General features: G+C 63.8%; 16 protein-coding genes. 7 read left to right on the top strand and 9 right to left on the bottom strand.

Annotation, left to right across the window (positions count from 1 at the left end; all coding sequences use genetic code 11):
- The first annotated feature begins 61 nt into the window (after positions 1–61).
- Positions 62–379, top strand: coding sequence for a c-type cytochrome (locus AC1RR3_RS09615; RefSeq protein WP_492821756.1), 318 nt, complete (start codon positions 62–64; stop codon positions 377–379).
- A gap of 6 nt (positions 380–385) precedes the next feature.
- On the opposite strand, the gene AC1RR3_RS09610 is transcribed toward AC1RR3_RS09615, so the two are convergent.
- The 3 genes from AC1RR3_RS09610 to AC1RR3_RS09600 are packed head-to-tail and all read right to left on the bottom strand — an operon-like array spanning position 386 to position 3399.
- Complete coding sequence (locus AC1RR3_RS09610; protein WP_492821754.1) at positions 386–1489, bottom strand: ABC-type transport auxiliary lipoprotein family protein; 1104 nt, start codon at positions 1487–1489, stop codon at positions 386–388.
- A 3-nt stretch (positions 1490–1492) separates the two neighbouring features.
- Complete coding sequence (locus AC1RR3_RS09605) at positions 1493–2260, bottom strand: ABC transporter ATP-binding protein (RefSeq protein ID WP_492821752.1); 768 nt, start codon at positions 2258–2260, stop codon at positions 1493–1495.
- 2 nt (positions 2261–2262) lie between these two features.
- Complete coding sequence (locus AC1RR3_RS09600) at positions 2263–3399, bottom strand: ABC transporter permease (protein ID WP_492821750.1); 1137 nt, start codon at positions 3397–3399, stop codon at positions 2263–2265.
- 174 nt (positions 3400–3573) lie between these two features.
- Here AC1RR3_RS09600 and AC1RR3_RS09595 point away from each other — a divergent pair, with 174 nt between their 5' ends.
- Positions 3574–3849, top strand: a complete 276-nt coding sequence (locus AC1RR3_RS09595; RefSeq protein ID WP_492821748.1) for a hypothetical protein — start codon at positions 3574–3576, stop codon at positions 3847–3849.
- Positions 3850–4338 carry a phage holin family protein gene (locus AC1RR3_RS09590; RefSeq protein ID WP_492821746.1) on the top strand — a complete coding sequence of 163 codons (489 nt, stop codon included), beginning with the start codon at positions 3850–3852 and terminating at the stop codon, positions 4336–4338. It begins immediately after the preceding gene.
- Positions 4339–4346: 8 nt separating this feature from the next.
- On the opposite strand, the gene AC1RR3_RS09585 is transcribed toward AC1RR3_RS09590, so the two are convergent.
- Positions 4347–7040 carry a bifunctional acetate--CoA ligase family protein/GNAT family N-acetyltransferase gene (locus AC1RR3_RS09585; protein ID WP_492821744.1) on the bottom strand — a complete coding sequence of 898 codons (2694 nt, stop codon included), beginning with the start codon at positions 7038–7040 and terminating at the stop codon, positions 4347–4349.
- A gap of 70 nt (positions 7041–7110) precedes the next feature.
- A complete protein-coding gene (locus AC1RR3_RS09580; protein ID WP_492821742.1) occupies positions 7111–7944 on the bottom strand; it encodes a universal stress protein in 834 nt (277 codons plus the stop codon).
- A gap of 192 nt (positions 7945–8136) precedes the next feature.
- Between AC1RR3_RS09580 and AC1RR3_RS09575 the strand changes: the two genes are divergently transcribed.
- A complete protein-coding gene (locus AC1RR3_RS09575; RefSeq protein ID WP_492821740.1) occupies positions 8137–9681 on the top strand; it encodes a bifunctional aminoglycoside phosphotransferase/ATP-binding protein in 1545 nt (514 codons plus the stop codon).
- A gap of 11 nt (positions 9682–9692) precedes the next feature.
- Positions 9693–10667 (top strand): CHAD domain-containing protein, encoded by a 975-nt coding sequence (locus AC1RR3_RS09570; RefSeq protein WP_492821738.1) that lies wholly within the window; start codon positions 9693–9695, stop codon positions 10665–10667.
- Between the two features lie 8 nt (positions 10668–10675).
- On the opposite strand, the gene AC1RR3_RS09565 is transcribed toward AC1RR3_RS09570, so the two are convergent.
- Complete coding sequence (locus tag AC1RR3_RS09565) at positions 10676–12514, bottom strand: PHA/PHB synthase family protein (protein WP_492821736.1); 1839 nt, start codon at positions 12512–12514, stop codon at positions 10676–10678.
- A gap of 207 nt (positions 12515–12721) precedes the next feature.
- On the opposite strand from AC1RR3_RS09565, the gene AC1RR3_RS09560 reads away from it, so the two are divergent.
- A complete protein-coding gene (locus AC1RR3_RS09560) occupies positions 12722–13450 on the top strand; it encodes a CBS domain-containing protein (protein WP_492821734.1) in 729 nt (242 codons plus the stop codon).
- A gap of 15 nt (positions 13451–13465) precedes the next feature.
- Here the strand turns inward: AC1RR3_RS09560 and AC1RR3_RS09555 are convergent, their stop codons facing one another.
- From AC1RR3_RS09555 to AC1RR3_RS09545, 3 genes are all read right to left on the bottom strand, one after another.
- A complete protein-coding gene (locus AC1RR3_RS09555; protein ID WP_492821732.1) occupies positions 13466–13924 on the bottom strand; it encodes a RidA family protein in 459 nt (152 codons plus the stop codon).
- A gap of 22 nt (positions 13925–13946) precedes the next feature.
- Positions 13947–15638 carry a benzoate-CoA ligase family protein gene (locus AC1RR3_RS09550; RefSeq protein WP_492821730.1) on the bottom strand — a complete coding sequence of 564 codons (1692 nt, stop codon included), beginning with the start codon at positions 15636–15638 and terminating at the stop codon, positions 13947–13949.
- Positions 15639–15786: 148 nt separating this feature from the next.
- Complete coding sequence (locus AC1RR3_RS09545) at positions 15787–16278, bottom strand: MarR family winged helix-turn-helix transcriptional regulator (protein ID WP_035971233.1); 492 nt, start codon at positions 16276–16278, stop codon at positions 15787–15789.
- Between the two features lie 279 nt (positions 16279–16557).
- On the opposite strand from AC1RR3_RS09545, the gene AC1RR3_RS09540 reads away from it, so the two are divergent.
- Positions 16558–17733, top strand: a complete 1176-nt coding sequence (locus AC1RR3_RS09540; protein ID WP_492821728.1) for an ABC transporter substrate-binding protein — start codon at positions 16558–16560, stop codon at positions 17731–17733.
- Positions 17734–17750: the final 17 nt, after the last annotated feature.

The following is a 17750-nucleotide window of genomic DNA, read 5'->3' as shown; positions in this document are numbered from 1 at the left end:
CAATCCTGGCGCGCCTCTCCCCCCTATTCTGCGCCGAAAGTTCGACGGGACCCCGCCTTCCATGTTTCAGCACGCGCTCCGCCAGGGCCTGATTGGCCTCTTTCTGATCATGCCTGCACTGGCGGGCCCGACCGCCGAGCAACGCGGCAAGGCCTTTGCGCGGGCCAATTGCGCGCGCTGCCACGCGATCGACCGGGTCTCGAAGAGCCCTCTCAGCATCGCGCCACCGTTGCGCACGCTGCACAACCGTTACCCGATCGACAGCCTGGAGGAGGCGCTGGCCGAAGGTATCTCGACCGGCCACGCCGACATGCCGACCTTCGAGCTCAATCCGGACCAGATCCACGACCTGCTGTCCTACCTCAAGACGCTGGAATAGTTGGCGCTACACCGCCTGCACAGTCCAGCCGATCAGCTCCTTGGCGATGCGGGCAAAGGCCACATCGAACGCTGCGACGGCAGCAGCCGGCTCGACCTTGTCGAGCTTCTCGCTGGCCTCAATGATGCGCGATGCGACCACCTTGCCGTTCTTGTCGACGATCCGTGCCGACAGTCCGATCTCGACCCTTGTCTCACCCTCCGTGGCAATGCGGAAGCGCCTGATGTCGATCAGGAGCTGGTAGTCCGCCTGCCCGAGATCGCTCGTGCGCAGCGGGGCATGGGTGATGTCATAGTTCTCAAAGCTGTCGATCAGCCGCGCCTGGACCAGTTTTGGAATGCTGTCGGCCCAGAGGAAATCGGCAAAGCCTGGATTGTCCCCGTTAGGCGCGAACAGCATGCGCTGGGTCTGCAGCATCGCAACCGCGGTCGGCTCGGGAATGGCCAGTGACGCCGAGAGCGTCTTGCCGGCAGGCCCAAGATTTTGCGGCGTGCGCAGGTCATAGGTGATCTTCTGCGCCGGCGTCCCGCCGCCGGTCATCTTCTCGAGGCCCGCCAGAATACCGTCGATCTTGCCGGTGTTGCGCGCCAGACCATCGGAGAACGTTTTCAAATTGGCGATGGTGTCCTTCAGCGGGCCGGAATTGTCCTCCAGCACGGTGTCGACCCGCCGCAGCGCGTCGCGTGCGGCCTGCGTCATGCTCTGGCCCGCACCGGCCTCGGCGATCAAGGTCAGTGGCTCGCCGGATTTGGCGACGATCATGCCGCCCTCCAGCGTCACCACGGGAACGCCGGTCAGCCCCTGGAAATCGAGCCCGACCTTGGTGTCGGTGCGCACCGGCGTCGTCGCGGCCACCGAGATCGTCGCGTTGACGAAGCGTGGGTTGTCCGGCGCAAGGCCAAGCTGCGTGACCTCACCGACGCGGATGCCGTTGAACAGCACGCCGGCACCCACCAAGAGCCCCGGCACCGGGCCCTGGAATTGCACATGATAGTTCGTGCGCGGCCCGATGCCGCCGGTGTTGTTCAGCCAATAGACGAAGCCGAATACCGCGACGATCGCGGCCAGCACGAAACTGCCGATCAGCACGTAGGGAGCGCGGGTTTCCATGTCTTATCTCATCTCGTGTTGCAGCATCTGCGAGCGCTTGCCGTGGAAATAGGCGCGCACCCAGGGATGCTCGGATTGCAGCAGGTCGCGCATCGGGCCAATCGCGACGATCTTGCCGTCGGCGAGCGCGGCGACGCGGTCGCAGACCGTGGTCAGGCTCGCAAGGTCATGCGTGACCATGAACACGGTCAGCCCCAGGGTCTTTTGCAGAGTCCCGATCAGCGCATCGAAATCGCCGGCGGCGATCGGATCGAGGCCGGAGGTCGGCTCGTCCAGGAACAGGATCGGCGGATCGAGCGCGAGCGCGCGCGCCAGCGCCACGCGCTTGGTCATGCCGCCGGACAGCTCGGCCGGATATTTGTCGGCATCCTGCGCCCGCAGCCCGACCATCTCGAGCTTGGCGATCGCGATCTCGTCCATCAGCTCCTGCGACAGCACCAGATTTTCGCGCAGCGGAAACTGGACGTTCTGGCGGACCGTCAGCGAGGAGAACAGCGCGCCCTGCTGGAACAGGATGCCCCATGTCGTGGCCGCGCCTTGCGTGCGGCCGCTGATAGGCTGTCCCATAACATCAATGGCCCCCCCTTGGCGCGGGATGAGGCCGATGATGGTGCGCATCAGCACTGACTTGCCGCCACCGGAGGCACCGACCAGCCCGAGGATTTCGCCACGGCGGACATCGAGCGACAGATGGTCGAGCACAGTCTGCCGGCCGAAGCCGACCACGAGGTCGCGGGCACGGATCGCGAACTCCTCTTGCGATTGCTCCATCGTCACATTCCGATCGAAGCGAAGAAGATCGCGAACAGGCCGTCGAGCACGATCACCAGGAAGATCGACTTCACCACCGACGTCGTGGTCTGCCGCCCCAGGGACTCGGCGCTGCCCTTGACACGCAATCCCTCGCTACAGGCGACGATCCCGATCACCAGCGCCATGAACGGCGCCTTCAGGATGCCGACCTCGAAATGGGTGACGGAGATCGCCTCATGCAGCCGAGCGATGTAGATCGCCGGCCCCATGTCGCCATAGAACTGCGCGACCAGGCCGCCGCCATAGAGCGCGGCAATCGATCCGATAAAGGCGAGGATCGGCAGCGCGATGACCAGAGCGGCAACGCGGGGCAGAATAAGCACGTCGATGGGATCGAGCCCCATAGTCGACAGCGCATCGATCTCCTCGCGCATCTTCATCGAGCCGAGCTCGGCCGTGTAGGCGCTTCCCGAACGTCCCGCGACCATGATGGCGACGATCAGCACGCCAAGCTCACGCAGCACAAGGATGCCGACCATGTCGACGGTGTAGGACTCCGCACCGAACCTGCGAAAATGGAAGAACCCTTGCTGGGCGATGATGGCGCCGATCAGGAAGGTAATCAGCGCAACGATGGGAATCGCCTGCCACCCGATGCGGTAGAGCTGATAGACCAGCGACGTCAGTCGCAGCGATCGCGGCCGGCGCAGCACGCCGATCACGGCCATGAACAACGCGCCGAGCATTTGCAGAAAGACCGTAACGTCTTCGCGCGCGCCGACCGTGGACTTGCCGAGATCGCCGAGCCTGAGCAGAACCGGATTTGGCGCAGCTGCCGGCGCCGGCGTATGACGGTTGACCTGGCGCACCTCGTCCATCAGACCGCTGAAATGGTCGGCCACACCGACAAATTCGGCCGATCTGCCTGACGATGCGGCCCTGCGCGACAGCTTCTCCAGGACCCAGGCGCCGAGCGTGTCGAGCGCGCTGACGCCCGACATGTCCAGCGTCACGGCCCTGGATCGATCGACATCCACCCCGACAGAGCGGGACAGCATTTCGAGCGTCGTCACATTCGCCGCAGTCCACGGCCCTTCCGGGCGCAATTTCAGCACATCGCCGGATGGCGTTGTCAGCAACAGCGGTTCGGAGTTCACGCTTCCACCTCATCGGGACAATTGGTCCCCATTCAGCCGCCAGTTCTAGGCCAGCATGTGGCGACGGGTTTGACCTGTCTCAAGTGCATGACCGCGCCTGCCGCTTGACGCAAGTCAAGCGCGATCGCGCCAGCGGGCCCTAGGTTCGCTCCATTCAATGGAGAGATCAAATCCATGTTCGACAGCGACAGGATGAGCGAAGAACTGCGGACCCTGAAGGTGGACGTCACGCGCCTGCTGAGCACGGCCGGCGAGGAGATGTTCGAGAGTTCGAAGGACCGTGCCGAGGCTCTGGCCGACCAGATCAAGGCCGCGCTTGCCGAACTCGGCGAAACCGTCGGCGACGAGCAGGAGCAGCTTCAGGGCCTCATTGCGGAGCGTCCGATGACATCGCTAGCCTCCGCTTTCGCGCTCGGCGTCGTGGTCGGATTCATGCTGAGGAGACACTAGGTGAATACCGAGAATGTCGTCAAACATCTGCGCGTGCTGTGGCGCACTGACAGGATCATCGCGGACATCAGGCTGCGCCATCTGCTGGTGGGTCTCGGCCTGCGCGCCTTTGCGGCCTTGATCGCGGCGTTCGGGCTTCTGATGCTGGAGCTGTCGGCCTATTTCGCGCTGGTCCAGATATGGAGCGCCATCGCGGCGGCGGCCATTCTCGGCGCGGTCAATTTTGCCATCGCGGCGGTTCTCTTCGTCATCGCCGGCCGTGCTCCGTCCGGCCGCGATATCGAGCTCGCCAACGAAATTCACGGCGCATCCATCGAGGCCCTGCAGCTTGAAGCGCGCGCGCTCCAGGCCCAGGTGTCCGGCGCGGTGCATCATCCGCTCAGCACGATTGTCCCAGTGCTGGTGCCGCTGATCGCGATCATCGTCAAGAGCTTGCGGAAATCGGCCAAGGAAAGCGCCGCGGCGACGTCGGCTGACGCGCGCTCCTAGCCGGCGGCTCAAAGCTTCAGCCGGACGTCGCAGATGTCATGTTCGGTCGGGTCCGGCTTGACCTCAAAGCCGAGCTGTCGGCACATCTCGAGCATGACAGTGTTCTCCTTGAGCACGTCGCCCGAAATGACCTTCAGCCCCTCCGACCTTGCATAGTCGATGATCAGCTGCATCAGGGCCCATCCCAGCCCCCTGCCCTTGAGATCGGACCGCAGCAGGATCGCGTATTCGCCGCTCTCGTAGATCGAATCCGAATGGAGGCGGACCACGCCAACCATCTCACCGGTCGCCTCGTCGAATGCGATAAAGGCCATCGCGCGCGCGTAGTCGAGCTGGGTCAGGCGCGCGATGAACTCGTGGGTGAACTCCTTCATCGGCGCAAAGAAGCGCAGGCGAAGGTCGTGAGGCGTCACATGACGCAGAAACGCGTGGATGGTCGGCTCGTCGTCGGGGCGCAACGGGCGCGCGAAGATCCGCCAATCGTCCTTGAGCTTGAGGCGGCGCTCCCACTGCGACGGATAGGCGCGAACAGCGAAATTGGCGGGGCCCGAGCCGGCAAACTTCCGCTGCGACGGCCCTACCGCGACGCGGGCATCGACTGCCGTCACACCGGTCTCATCCGCGAGCAGCGGGTTGATGTCGAACTCGCGAATCTCGGGGATATCGGCTGCCATCTGGGCGAGCTTGACCAGCACCATGGCGACGGCGTCCTGCTTGACGGCCGGCACGTCGCGGTAGGCGCGCAGCAGCCGGGAGACCCGCGTGCGCTCGATCAGGTCGCGGGCGAGTTGCAGATCGAGCGGCGGCAGCGCCAGCGCCCTATCATTGATGATTTCCACCGCCGTTCCGCCCCGGCCAAAAACGACGACAGTGCCGAAGGTGGGGTCGTCGGCAAGACCGAGGATCAGTTCGCGCGCCTTTGCCTTGACGACCATCGCCTGCACGATGACGCCGCCGATACGGGCCTCGGGCCGCAGCTTCCTGGCCCGGGCGAGAATGTCGGAGGCCGCCGTACGCACCGCCTCCGGCGTCGTCAGGTTGAGCACGACGCCGCCGACATCGGATTTGTGCACGATGTCGCGCGACATGATCTTCAGCACCACGGTCCCGCCTTGCGCAAATATCTCTTCCGCGTAGGCCACGGCCTGCTCGACATCATGAGCGGCATGGGTCGGCACCATCGCGATGTCATAGGCTTCGAGCAGGTGCTTGATCTCGACAGGCTCGAGCCATTGGCGGCCATCGGCGATCGCCGCAGCGACGATCTGCTTGGCAGCCCGGGCGTCAGGCACGAACGTGTCGGGCATCGCGGGAGGAGCCTGGCTCAGTTCCTCGACCACTTCGCGGTGCCGGACCAGATGCATGAAGCCGCGCACCGCATCGTCCTCGGTCGGGTAGTTCGGAATGCCCGCGCCGGAGAGCGTCTGAATGATCGGCTGAGTGGCCCCGATCCAGGCAGCGAGCACCGGCTTTGCCCAACTGCGGTGCTGCTCGCGATATTTGCCGACGAGCTCCGTCACGGTCGTCGCGATGTCGGAAGCCGAGGCGATCGCAGTCTGGACATTGAGGACGAGAACCGCGTCATTGTCGGGGTCGGCGAGCAGCGCCTCAAGCGCCGCCGCGTAGCGCGGTGCATCGGCATCGCCCACGATATCGACGGGATTGGCGCCGGACCAGGTCGGCGGCAGCGCGGCATCGAGCTTCTTGCGGGCGTCCGCCGAGATGGACGCGGGAATTCCGCCAAGCTCGACCAATCGATCGACGGCGAGGACGCCGATGCCTCCGCCATTGGTCAGAATGGCGAGGCGCTTTCCGGTCGGCGATTCGACGCGGCCGAGCGTCTCGGCGCAGTCGAACAGCTCGCGCAGATCGGAAACCCGCAGGACGCCCGCACGGCGAAACGCTGCGTCGTAGACGGCATCGGCGCCCGCGAGCGCGCCCGTATGGGTCGCGGCCGCCTTGGCGCCCTGTGCCATGCGGCCGGACTTCACCACGACGACCGGCTTCACGCGCGCCGCGGCGCGCGCCGCCGACATGAACTTGCGAGCGTCCTTGATGGCCTCGATATAGAGCAGGATCGCGCGGGTCTTGTGATCCATTGCGAAATAATCGAGCAGGTCGGCAATATCGACGTCGATCTGATCACCGATCGAGACGATGCCGGAGAAACCGACGCCGCGCTGCGCGGCCCAGTCCACCATGCCGGCGGCGATCGCGCCGGATTGCGAAATCAGCGCGAGATTTCCCGCCGCCGGCATGTGCGCGGCGAAACTGGCATTGAGGCTCACCCCGGGCATCATGATGCCGAGGCAGTTCGGCCCGATCAGCCGCATGCCGTATTTGCGGGCAGCCGCAATCGCGGCCTCTTGCAGCGATCCCGGTCCATGACCGAGCCCGGCCGAGACGATCAGCGCGCCCGCCGAGCCGAGCCGCCCGGCCTGGTAGACGATGCCGGGAACCTCCCGCGCCGGCGCGGTGATGACCACGAGCTCGGGCACGAACGGAAGTTTATCGAGGGTGCTCACCGCGGCAACGCCGCCGATCTCGGCATGGCGCGGATTGACGAGGCCGAACTGTCCCGTGAATTCAGCCTTGTGAATGTTCTCCAGGACAGCGCGCCCCACGGAGACCGGACGGGCGCTCGCCCCGACGAGTGCAACCGAACGCGGCGACAGCAGATTCTTCAGGCGATAGGTTGACATGAATGCAAATGCGCCCGGTCGGTGGCGGTTCCGATGGATGAAAGATCAGGCCGGAGAGCTGGCGGCGAGCCTAGTGCGAGATCATAACCCAGCACGGTGGCTGGCCAATGACGGTCTTTGTCACACCACCCCAGACGATCTCGTTCAGGCGCGAATGATGATAGGCTCCCATCACGATGGCGTCGATGGCGTGGGACTTCGCCCAGCTTCCGAGCACCTTGCCGATCGAGCTGCCGCTGCCTTTCGCGGTTTCGAACGAGGCGTGGACACCGTGTTCCCTGAGATGGTCGACGAGAGCAGTTCCCGATTGCGCCATTGCGTCGGTGATGTCGTCCGTCACGGTGACCACCCGGACCGAGGCAGCAGCCTGAAGGATCGGCATCGCGTCGCCGACCGCCCGCGCCGCACGGGCGGAGTGATCCCAGGCGATCATGACGTTCTCGAATTCCGGTCGCAACTCGTCCACATGCTGCTCCGGGCAGAGCAGCAGCGGCCGCCCGGACTCGAACAGGAACGTCTCGATAATGTGCTCGGTTCGGCTGTCATGCGGCTTCACGGGGATCAGGGCGAGATCGCTGAAACGCGCGTGTTCGGCCAGGATCGACGCGATCTGGTCCTCCGGCACTTTGGCCGAACGGCTATGACTGCGAATGCTGGCGCGGGAGACGGCACTGGTGAACGCGTTCAGGAGAAGCTGCATGTCGCTCACCGCGCCCTCGGCCGCAACGAGATCCGCATCGTCCGGGAGCACCACCTTCGGACGCACGAAAACCTCATCCTCGAGCGCAAGCGCGGTGATCCTGGCTCCGAGGTCGGCGGCAACAGCCACGCATTTCTCGATTGCAGCGAGAGCCGGTCCACGCGGCTGGCCGACAAGCGGCAGAAAGACATCCTTGATGGGCATCTGGATTCTCCTTGGCCGCTAGAATAGACCGGCTTTCGTCGAGGCGCTTGATCCTCGTCAAGCCTCTGGCGAACTCCGCCCGCCGGGAGACCGGCTTTGACCGAGGTCAAAGACTGGCGGCGATCGCATTCTAAGAGTTAACCTGTTCGGCAGCCGCACCGCCTTCCGACGCATCTGGATGTGCCAGCAGGGATGACAGACGATTCCGCGACCCAGGACAGGATCTTTGCGGCGCTCACCGATTCCGTCAGCCGTCCGGACGTGAAGCGGATCGACACACACGCAGCCTCGGTCTTTCTCGACGGTCCGCGCGCGCTGAAGATCAAGCGAGCCGTGCGGTTTCCCTTCCTCGATTATTCGACACTCGATAAGCGCAAGGCAGCCTGCGAGGAGGAGATCAGGGTCAATCGGCCGCTGGCGCCTCAGATCTATCACCGCGTCGTCGCGATCACCGAGGAGACGGACGGGTCGCTGAAGGTCGACGGAAGCGGCCGACCGATCGAATATGCCGTCGACATGTCGCGCTTCGACGAAAGCCTGACGCTGGATCATCTGGCGAAGGCCGGTCCGCTGGATGCGGGCCTTGCCTCGGCTGCTGCTGAGGCCATCGTGGCCTCGCATGCAGCCGTGATGCGCGCCGACGGAACGGCATGGGTCTCCTCCATCCCCGGCCTCATCGATGGAAACAGCAGCGGCCTGCGGAAAGGCAACCATTTCGAAGCTGGCGAGGTCGAGCAGCTCGCCAAAGCCTCACACGCGATGTTGCTGCGCCTTCGGCCGCTACTCGAAGAGCGGGGCCGTCAGGGTTTCGTGCGCCGCTGCCACGGCGACCTGCATCTTGCGAACATCGTGTCGATCGACGGCCGGCCGGTCCTGTTCGACGCCATCGAATTCGATGCGCAGATGGCCACGGTCGACGTGCTCTACGACGTCGCTTTCACGCTGATGGACCTGCTGCACCACGACCAACCGGTCGCGGCCAATATCGTCCTGAACCGATATCTCGACGCGACGCCCTCCCAAAATCTCGAGGCGCTCTCCACTCTGCCGTTGTTCATGTCCATTCGCGCGGCGATCCGCGCCCAGGTGGCGCTGGCACGGCTGACGCGGCCCGAGGCCGACCGGACCGGAATTCTCGACGAGGCACACCACTATTTCGACCTTGCCCAAGCCCTGATCCACCCGCCCGCTCCGCGCCTGATTGCGGTTGGCGGACTGTCGGGCACCGGCAAGTCCGTCCTCGCCCGCGCGCTGGCGCCTAACGTCGCGCCGCAACCGGGAGCTGTCGTGCTACGCAGCGACGTCGTTCGCAAGCAGCTGTTTCGGGTGGAACACATCCAGCGGCTGCCGCCATCCACGTACCGGCCCGAGGTCACCGCACGCGTCTATAAGATGCTGGTGCAGCGCGCCCGGCAGGTGCTGGCGCAAGGCCATTCCGCAATCGTCGACGCCGTCTTTGCGCGCGAATCCGAACGGGACGAGCTGGCCGCCTTGGCCCGCGAATGCAACGTACCGCTGAGCGGACTATTCCTCGTCGCCGACCTCGCGACCCGTCAGGGGCGTATCGGCGGCCGCCATGGCGATGCCTCCGACGCCACGCAAGAGGTTGCTGCGCAGCAGGAGCACTATAATATCGGTCACATCGGTTGGGCGACCATCGATGCATCCGGGACACAAGAGCAAACGCTCCAGAGCTGCCGGGACGCGATCGCAGGGCAAACAAGGCAATCTGATTGACGCGGGCAAGGATGTCGCGACCCACCACGAGTTCGACCGCAGCCGCGCGCGCCAAGCCGGCGACGCGGCGCAACGCCCTGCCCGGCCGCCTCAGCCCCGGCATGGCCTGCGATACGGCGTTCCGGATCATCGCCCGCCGCCACCTCGACGCCGTCCTCACCCAGCACGATGGCACATGCCGCGGCGATCCGGAGGCGCTGCACCAGATCCGGATCGCCCTGACACATTTGCGCACCGCCATCCGCTTCTTCTCGCCCATGGTCGATGACGGGTTGCGGCCGGGGGTCTGGACCGAGCTGAAATGGCTGAACAGCCAGCTCGGCATGGTACGCGACCTCGACGTGGCGATCGACCGGGTCATCGCCGAGAGCGGCGGCGAGCTTGACGTGATTGCCGAGCTCCAGCACTGGGACGAGAAACGCGCCGAGAGCCACCGCCTGCTTACGCGCGCGTTGCAGTCTGCGCGGTATCGCCGCCTGGTCGAACAGACCTCAGGCTGGATCGAGAGCGGTCCCTGGTCGACCCGCCGCAGCAAGGAAGCCGTCAGGTTGCGCCGCTGCCCGCTCGCCGACCACGCGACGGCGCGGCTGACGGAGTGGGAAGAGACGCTGCTCAAGAAGGCCCGGAAGCTGCGCAAGCTTGACGTCGAGAAACGACACAAGCTTCGGCTCCTCAACAAGCGAATGACCTATTCGATCGAATCGCTCGAGGACCTGTTCGCAGACGATTCCCTGACGAAGCAGAAATCCATTCTCAGGCAATTGCGCAAGGCACAAAAGTCGCTCGGACAGTTGAATGACGATGCGAGAGGGCAGACGCTGGCGGCATCGCTGAACGGCGCCGGCCCCGAAGCAGGTGTTCGTTTCCTCGACCGCAAGCGGGAAAAGAAGCTGCTGCGAACCGCCTCGGCGGCTTACCGGAAACTGGACAAGGCCAAGCCGTTCCGCTCGTCAGACCTTGCGCCGAATGCGGAGCCTGAGGACTAGGTCTGGGACTAGGTGTGGACGTAGTCTCCCGGCGCGTCGGGCAGGCCGTCGACGCTTCCGACATCGAGCGGCGGCGGATCACACGGCGCGCTTGAGCGAGCCGCCAGCCATGCCGCCCATTCCGGCCACCACGACCCCTCAACATGCGGCGCCAGCTTCAGCCACTCGTCCGGGCCGACATAAGACGCATCCGCAGCCTTGGTCATGACCTGATAGCTATGCCCGGCCTCGTCCGGAGGCGCGACCACGCCAGCATTGTGACCGCCACTGGTCAGCAGGAAGGTCACGTCAGCATCGGCCTGGTAGTGGATCTTGTAGACGGACCGCCACGGCGCGACATGATCGGCGAGCGTGCCGACCACGAACATCGGCGTATGAATGTCGGAGAGCGAGACGCTCCTGCCATCGACACGATAACGGCCTTCGGCGAGATCGTTGTCGAGGAACAGCTTGCGCAGATATTCCGAGTGCATGCGATAAGGCAGCCGCGTGGCGTCGGCGTTCCAGGCCATCAGGTCGTTCAGCGGCGCGCCCTCGCCCATCAGATAATCATGCGACAACCGCGACCAGACGAGATCGTTGGAGCGCAGGAGCGCAAATGCGCCAGCCATCTGTGCCGTGTCGAGATAGCCGCGCTGCCACATCATGTCTTCCAGGAAGGCAACCTGGCTCTCGTTGACGAAGAGCGTCAACTCGCCGGCCTCGGTGAAGTCGGTCTGGGCGGCAAGGAGTGTGATGGTGCCGAGGCGGCTGTCGCCGTCGTGTGCCATGGCGGCAGCGGCGATCGACAGCAACGTGCCGCCCAGACAGTAGCCGAGGGCATGGGTCTTCCGACCCGGCATGATCCGGCCGATCGTGTCCAGCGCGGCCATCACGCCGAGCTTGCGATAGTCGTCGAAGGCAACATCGCGATCCTCCGCATTTGGGTTGCGCCAGGAGATCGCGAATACGGTGAAGCCCTGACCGGTCAGATATTTGACCAGGGAATTCTGTGGCGACAGATCGAGGATATAGTATTTCATGATCCAGGCCGGCACGATCAGGATCGGCTCTGGCCGCACCTGCGCGGTGGTCGGATGGTACTGGATCAGCTCGATCAGCTCGTTGCGGTAGACGACCTTACCGGGCGAGGCCGCCACCGTCTTGCCGACGACAAACTGCTCGTCGCCCGCCGGTTTCGCGATAGAGAGCAGGCGCATCAGATCGCTGCACCAGTTCTGCCAGCCAAATACGAAGTTCTCGCCGCCGCTCTTGAACGCCTTTTCGAGAACCTGCGGATTGGTGGCCGCGAAATTCGACGGCGCCAGCATGTCGAGCATCTGGCGCACCGAGAACTCGACGACGGCTTCGTTGGCATGCGACACGCCCCGCACGCCGGTCGTGGCATCGTGCCACCAGCGCTCCGTAAGCAGAAACGCCTGCGCAAGCAGATTGAACGGCGCGGCCTCCCATTGCGGTTCCCTGAAGCGGCGATCGCGTCCTTGCGGCTGGATCACGGACCACGGCTTTTGCGCGGTCGCGTGCGCGGCAGCTTCCAGGAACTTGGCGGTATCGCGAAGAATGTTGCGGGAAATCTCCATCTGGCGCTGCGGCGCTGCCGCAAGATGCGAGCTCCAGTCGAGCCAGGCGAGCGACAAGGCCACGGGCGAAATCCCGCCGGTAAAGCGCGCCAGCATCGCATGAAAGGCACGGTCAAGCGGGTATGGTTCTGGTACGGACAGGGAATCCGCGGCGCCCGGATTCCCTGGAACCTCTTCAGCGCTCGTCGTAGCGGCCTCCGCAACCGGATTGACGGAGAGAGCCTGCAGCGGCTCTTCGGCCCGTGGAAATATCTTCACGACGCTCATGGCTGAATATTCCTGCCGGCTTCTGTTTTACGTCGGCAGCAGGATACGGCGGCGCTTTCGATATGCGTTGAGCTGCATCAATCCCGGCGGGATCACAATTCCTCAACCAGGGAGAAACGGCCTGGATCGCTTGACCTGAGTCAAACCACACCCCGACGGCCGCGCTAGGTTTGCTCATCGAAATTTGACAAGCTAGCGGAGTCTTCCATGCGCGCCCACCAGATCATGACCCGGTCGGTCATCTCGGTCACCCCCGACACCAGCATCGTCGAGGCGGCGAACATCATGCTGAAGCGGCACGTCAGCGGCCTTACCGTAGTCGACGAAGTCGGCAAGCTCGTCGGCGTCGTCTCGGAAGGAGATTTTATCCGGCGCAGCGAGATCGGCACCGGGCGCAAGCGGGGGCGCTGGTTGCGGTTCATCCTCGGTCCGGGCAAATCGGCCAGCGACTTCGTCCACGAGCACGGCCGCAAGGTCTCGGAGGTGATGACCGCTTCGCCAGTGACCATCACCGAAGATACCGCGCTTGCGGAGATCGTCGATCTCATGGAACGAAACAACGTGAAGCGGTTGCCGGTGATGCGCGGCGACAAGGTCGTCGGGATCGTCTCCCGTGCCAATTTATTGCAAGCGGTGGCGGGGCTCGCCCGCGAGGTGCCGGATCCGACGGCCGATGACGATCACATTCGCAGCCGAATCATCGACACCATGGAGAAGAATGACTGGTGCCCATTCGGACTGAATGTCATCGTCCGCGACGGCATCGTTCACCTCAGCGGCGTCATCACCGAAGAACGTGCCCGGCAGGCCGCGGTCGTCGCGGTCGAGAACGTCGAGGGCGTGAAGAAGGTGCACGACCATCTGTGCTGGGTTGACACCATGTCCGGTATCTATCTGAACTCGCCGGAGGACGACGATCTCGCCAGGGCAAGCTGAAGCAGCAAAGGCGGCTCAGCGGGGAATGACGGCGGTGGCCTCGATCTCGACGCGCGCCGCCTTCTCAACGAGCCGCACGACCTGAACCAGCGCCATCGCCGGATAGTGCGCACCGAAGATGGCGCGATAGGCCTTGCCCAGCTCCTTCAGGTTGGCGAGGTACTCATCCATGTCGACAACGTACCAGGTCAGGCGCACGAGGTGCTCGGGGCGTGCTCCGGCCTCGGTCAGGATCGCGGCAATGTTGCTCAGGGTCTGGTGGACCTGCGCGACAAAGCCGGCCGCGAGACGCTCCTCGGCATCCCAGCCGATCACACCGCCGGTAACGACGATCCGCCCTTCCGCCGCGATGCCGTTGGCGTAGCCTTTCGGCACCGGCCAGCCGGACGGCTGGAGGATCTGCGCCACCGAACGCGTGTCATTTTCATCGGCGGTCGGCAGAACCGCGAGCTGCGGGCCTTTCGGCGTCGTCACGGACAAATTCCCGGTCCTTCCCTCATTCTGCCGCAACGCCCGACGACGTCGCCGCAGCCTGCGCCAGTTGCCGCAGGGCAAAACGCTTCAACTTGCCGGTCTCGGTCTTCGGCAGCTGCGTCACAAACTCGATCGCGCGCGGATATTTGTACGGCGCGATCTCGCGTTTGACATAGTCCTGCAACTCGGCAGCAAGTTGAGCATCCGCCGTTACGCCGGGCGCGGCGATGATATAAGCCTTCACGATCATTCCGCGCGCCTCGTCCGGTGCGCCAACCACGCCGCATTCGACGACGGAGGGATGCGTGAGCAGCGCAGCCTCCACATCCGTACCCGCGATATTGTAGCCAGCCGACACGATCATGTCGTCGGAGCGCGACTGGTACCAGAAATAGCCGTCCGCATCCATCAGATAGGTGTCGCCGGTGATGTTCCAGCCGTCCTGGACGTATTTGCGCTGCCGCTCGTCCGCGAGATAGCGGCACCCGGTCGGTCCTCGCACGGCGAGACGGCCCATCGTGCCCGGTGGCACGTCGTCGCCGGCGTCATCGACGATCTTCGCCTCATAGCCCGGCACCGGCTTGCCGGTCGCACCCGGACGGATCTCGTCCTCGGTCGCGCTGATGAAGATGTGCAGCATCTCGGTCGCGCCGATGCCGTCCATCAGCTTGATGCCTGTCGCCTTGAGCCAGGCGTCGAATGTCGGCTTGGGGAGTGTCTCGCCGGCCGAGACGCACTTCCGAAGCGAGGAAATGTCTCGGCCCGGGAGCTTGCCGATCATGGCGCGATACGCGGTCGGCGCGGTGAAGCAGACCGTGGTCTTGTACTGCTCGATCGCGTTCAGAATGTCATCCGGCGTCGTCTTCTCCAGCACGACGAAGGAGGCACCGATATGCATCGGGAACAGCACGCCGCCGAAGCCGAACGTGAAGGCGAGCGGCGCGGAGCCGACGAAACGGTCCTTTTGTTCGGCACGCAGGATGTTGCGCGCGTAGCCGTCGCACACAGCCAGCATGTCCCGATGGAAATGCATGGTGCCCTTGGGATCGCCGGTCGTGCCTGACGTGAACGCGATCAGGCAGATATCGTCGGAGGCGGTATCGACAGCTTCGAACTCCGGGCTTGCATCCGCGATCAGCGCCTCGAGCGAATCCACCGCACCATTGCTCCAATAGACAACGTGCTTGAGATTGGACGCTGCGGCTTTCGCCTTCTCCATTTCGTCGGCGAGCTTTCCGTCGCAGAGAGCAATCGTTATCTCCGCCTTCTGGATCGGATAGGACAGCTCCTTGGCGCGCAGCAGCGGCATCGTCGCGACGCAAATGCCCCCGGCCTTGATCACCGCAAGATAGGTCGCGACCATCATCGGATTGTTGGCCGAGCGCAGCAGCACACGCCCGCCGGTCACAAGACCAAGCTTGCCGACCAGAACATTGGCGATGCGATTCACGAGCGCTTGCAGCTCGCGATAGGTATAGCTGACAGCGGGATTGATGACGCAAGGCGCCTCGCCATGGCCCTCTTCGATCCAGCGATCGAGAAAATAGCTGACGCAGTTCAATCGCGGTGGGTAGTGCAGCTCCGGCCGCGTGAAGATGAATTCGGGCCAGAGCTCGCGTGGCGGCAGATGTTGCCGTGCGAACGTATCGACATGGGCCGTCGCAGCATTGCCGTCAGACGAACCCGACATTTGAACCTTGGCGGCGTTGGCCATCGCACGCTCCTTTGCGCATGGAAAGCACCCGGCAGCACTAACTGGGAAACATTTTAGGCTTAAAACAATTCGGCGCAATAGCGGATTTTGGGCATCCCGTGCATTTTCCAGCGGCAAAGGGGGATTGGCGGATGGCCCGCCCGCGGACTTAAGGCCGGCGGCGCGCGGCCGACTTCTGCGCCGACGCCTTGGTCTTGGCGAGGAGCCGCATCAGCTCGCGGACATCCTTCGGCGTCAGGTCGGCGAACAGATCGGCGATCCAGGTTTCGTGTTCCGCAGCCATCCTGCGAAACTCGGCACGCCCGAGCTTTGTCAGGCGGATCACCTGGACGCGGCGGTCGGTCTCCGAGGTACGGCGGTCGAGATGGCCGGATTCCACCAGACGCTCGACGAGGCCGGTGACATTGCCGTTGGACACCATCATACGCTTGGAGACGTCGGACAGCGTCATGCCGTCAGGCGCCTTGTCGAGCTGTGCCATCAGATCGAAACGGGGCAGCGTGACGTCGAACCGCTGCCGCAGGCGACCGCGGACTTCGCCCTCGATCAGGGTCGTGCAGGTGAGCAACCTCAACCACAGCCGAAGCTCTTCGGCGTGGTCCTCCGGCGTTTCGACAGCCTTGGTCTCGGAATCGAGCATCTGATGCAGTCACTGACGGCAGGCATTGGCGCCGGCACGGATTCCCCAACGTTTTGAGCTTCAAATAAATTGAAGGCGGCCGCAAGTCCAAAGCTGCAGCAATCGACCGCACGCCAATTTCTTTAGGCTTCAAATAATTGGCGCGCCGCTTGCATGCGCGTTGCCCCGCGGGATGGCCGACGTCTTGAGCTTTGCTTGCCGCGAACGCCATCATCGGCATAAGCTTGGATTGGAGTACGCGGCCTGCAGCGCAGGCGCGATCGTCACGAGGGACAGATCATGAAATTGCAATTGACCTTGACCGCAGCCGCCCTGCTGCTCGGTACCGCGATGAACCCTGCCCTCGCCCAGGATAAGATCAAGCTTGGGGTGATCGTGACTCTGTCAGGACCCGCCGCCGCGCTTGGCCAGCAGGTTCGCGACGGCTTTGCGCTAGGGGTGAAGGACCTCGGCGGCAAGATGGGCGGACGCGACGTCGAGGTCGTCGTGGTCGACGACGAGCTCAAACCGGACGCGGCAGTGACCAAGGTCAAGGGCCTGCTTGAACGCGACAAGGTCGACTTCGTGGTCGGACCGATCTTCTCCAACATCCTCCAGGCCATCCACCGGCCCGTCACGGAATCGAAGACCTTTCTGATCAGCCCCAATGCCGGTCCATCGACCTTTGCCGGCAAGGATTGCAACCCGTTCTTCTATGTGACGTCTTACCAAAATGATCAGGTGCACGAGATCCTCGGCAAGGTGGCGCAGGATCGCGGCTACAAACGCATGTACCTGATGGTGCCGAACTATCAGGCCGGCAAGGACTCGGTCGCCGGCTTCAAGCTCGACTATAAAGGCGAGATTGTCGAGGAGTCCTACATGCCGCTCAACACGCTGGACTTCCAGCCGGAGCTGTCCAAGATTTCCTCGCAGAAGCCCGACGCGCTGTTCACGTTCATGCCGGGTGGCCTGGGCGTCAATCTCGTCAAGCAGTACCGGCAGGCGGGACTTGCCGACAGCATTCCGGTGCTCTCGGCTTTCACCGTGGATGAATCGACCTTGCCGGCGCAACAGGACGCAGCCGTCGGCATGTTCGGCGGTGCGAACTGGGCACCCAATCTCGACAATCCCCAGAATAAGAAGTTCGTCGCTGCCTATGAGGCCGCCTACAATGTCGTGCCCGGCACCTACGCCTTCCAAGCTTATGACGCCGCGATGCTGATCGACAGTGCCATCAAGGGCGTGAAGGGCGACCTTTCGAACAAGGATGCTGTCGGGGCCGCTTTGAAGAAAGCCGACTTCACTTCGCTCCGCGGTTCGTTCAAATTCAACACCAACGGTTATCCGATCCAGGACTTCTACCTGACCAAGGTCGCCAAGCGTCCGGACGGCAAGTTCCAGACCGAGATCGTCCAGAAGGTCTTTGAGAATTACGGTGACCGCTATGCCAAGGACTGCAAGGCCGCGAATTAAGCCGCATCGCGTACGGG

The organism is Bradyrhizobium sp. GW821-FHT13H05, assembly GCF_058804065.1.
This window is presented reverse-complemented; position numbering and strand designations above follow the sequence as displayed.

Bases quoted from the DNA above. Each gene is read 5' to 3' on its own strand.
- AC1RR3_RS09575 (WP_492821740.1), top strand. From the start codon at position 8,137: ATGACAGACGATTCCGCGACCCAGGACAGGATCTTTGCGGCGCTCACC.
- AC1RR3_RS09540 (WP_492821728.1), top strand. From the start codon at position 16,558: ATGAAATTGCAATTGACCTTGACCGCAGCCGCCCTGCTGCTCGGTACC.
- AC1RR3_RS09570 (WP_492821738.1), top strand. From the start codon at position 9,693: ATGTCGCGACCCACCACGAGTTCGACCGCAGCCGCGCGCGCCAAGCCG.
- AC1RR3_RS09580 (WP_492821742.1), bottom strand. From the start codon at position 7,944: ATGCCCATCAAGGATGTCTTTCTGCCGCTTGTCGGCCAGCCGCGTGGA.
- AC1RR3_RS09545 (WP_035971233.1), bottom strand. From the start codon at position 16,278: ATGCTCGATTCCGAGACCAAGGCTGTCGAAACGCCGGAGGACCACGCC.
- AC1RR3_RS09615 (WP_492821756.1), top strand. From the start codon at position 62: ATGTTTCAGCACGCGCTCCGCCAGGGCCTGATTGGCCTCTTTCTGATC.
- AC1RR3_RS09550 (WP_492821730.1), bottom strand. From the start codon at position 15,638: ATGGCCAACGCCGCCAAGGTTCAAATGTCGGGTTCGTCTGACGGCAAT.
- AC1RR3_RS09605 (WP_492821752.1), bottom strand. From the start codon at position 2,260: ATGGAGCAATCGCAAGAGGAGTTCGCGATCCGTGCCCGCGACCTCGTG.
- AC1RR3_RS09610 (WP_492821754.1), bottom strand. From the start codon at position 1,489: ATGGAAACCCGCGCTCCCTACGTGCTGATCGGCAGTTTCGTGCTGGCC.
- AC1RR3_RS09565 (WP_492821736.1), bottom strand. From the start codon at position 12,514: ATGAGCGTCGTGAAGATATTTCCACGGGCCGAAGAGCCGCTGCAGGCT.
- AC1RR3_RS09585 (WP_492821744.1), bottom strand. From the start codon at position 7,040: ATGTCAACCTATCGCCTGAAGAATCTGCTGTCGCCGCGTTCGGTTGCA.
- AC1RR3_RS09560 (WP_492821734.1), top strand. From the start codon at position 12,722: ATGCGCGCCCACCAGATCATGACCCGGTCGGTCATCTCGGTCACCCCC.
- AC1RR3_RS09595 (WP_492821748.1), top strand. From the start codon at position 3,574: ATGTTCGACAGCGACAGGATGAGCGAAGAACTGCGGACCCTGAAGGTG.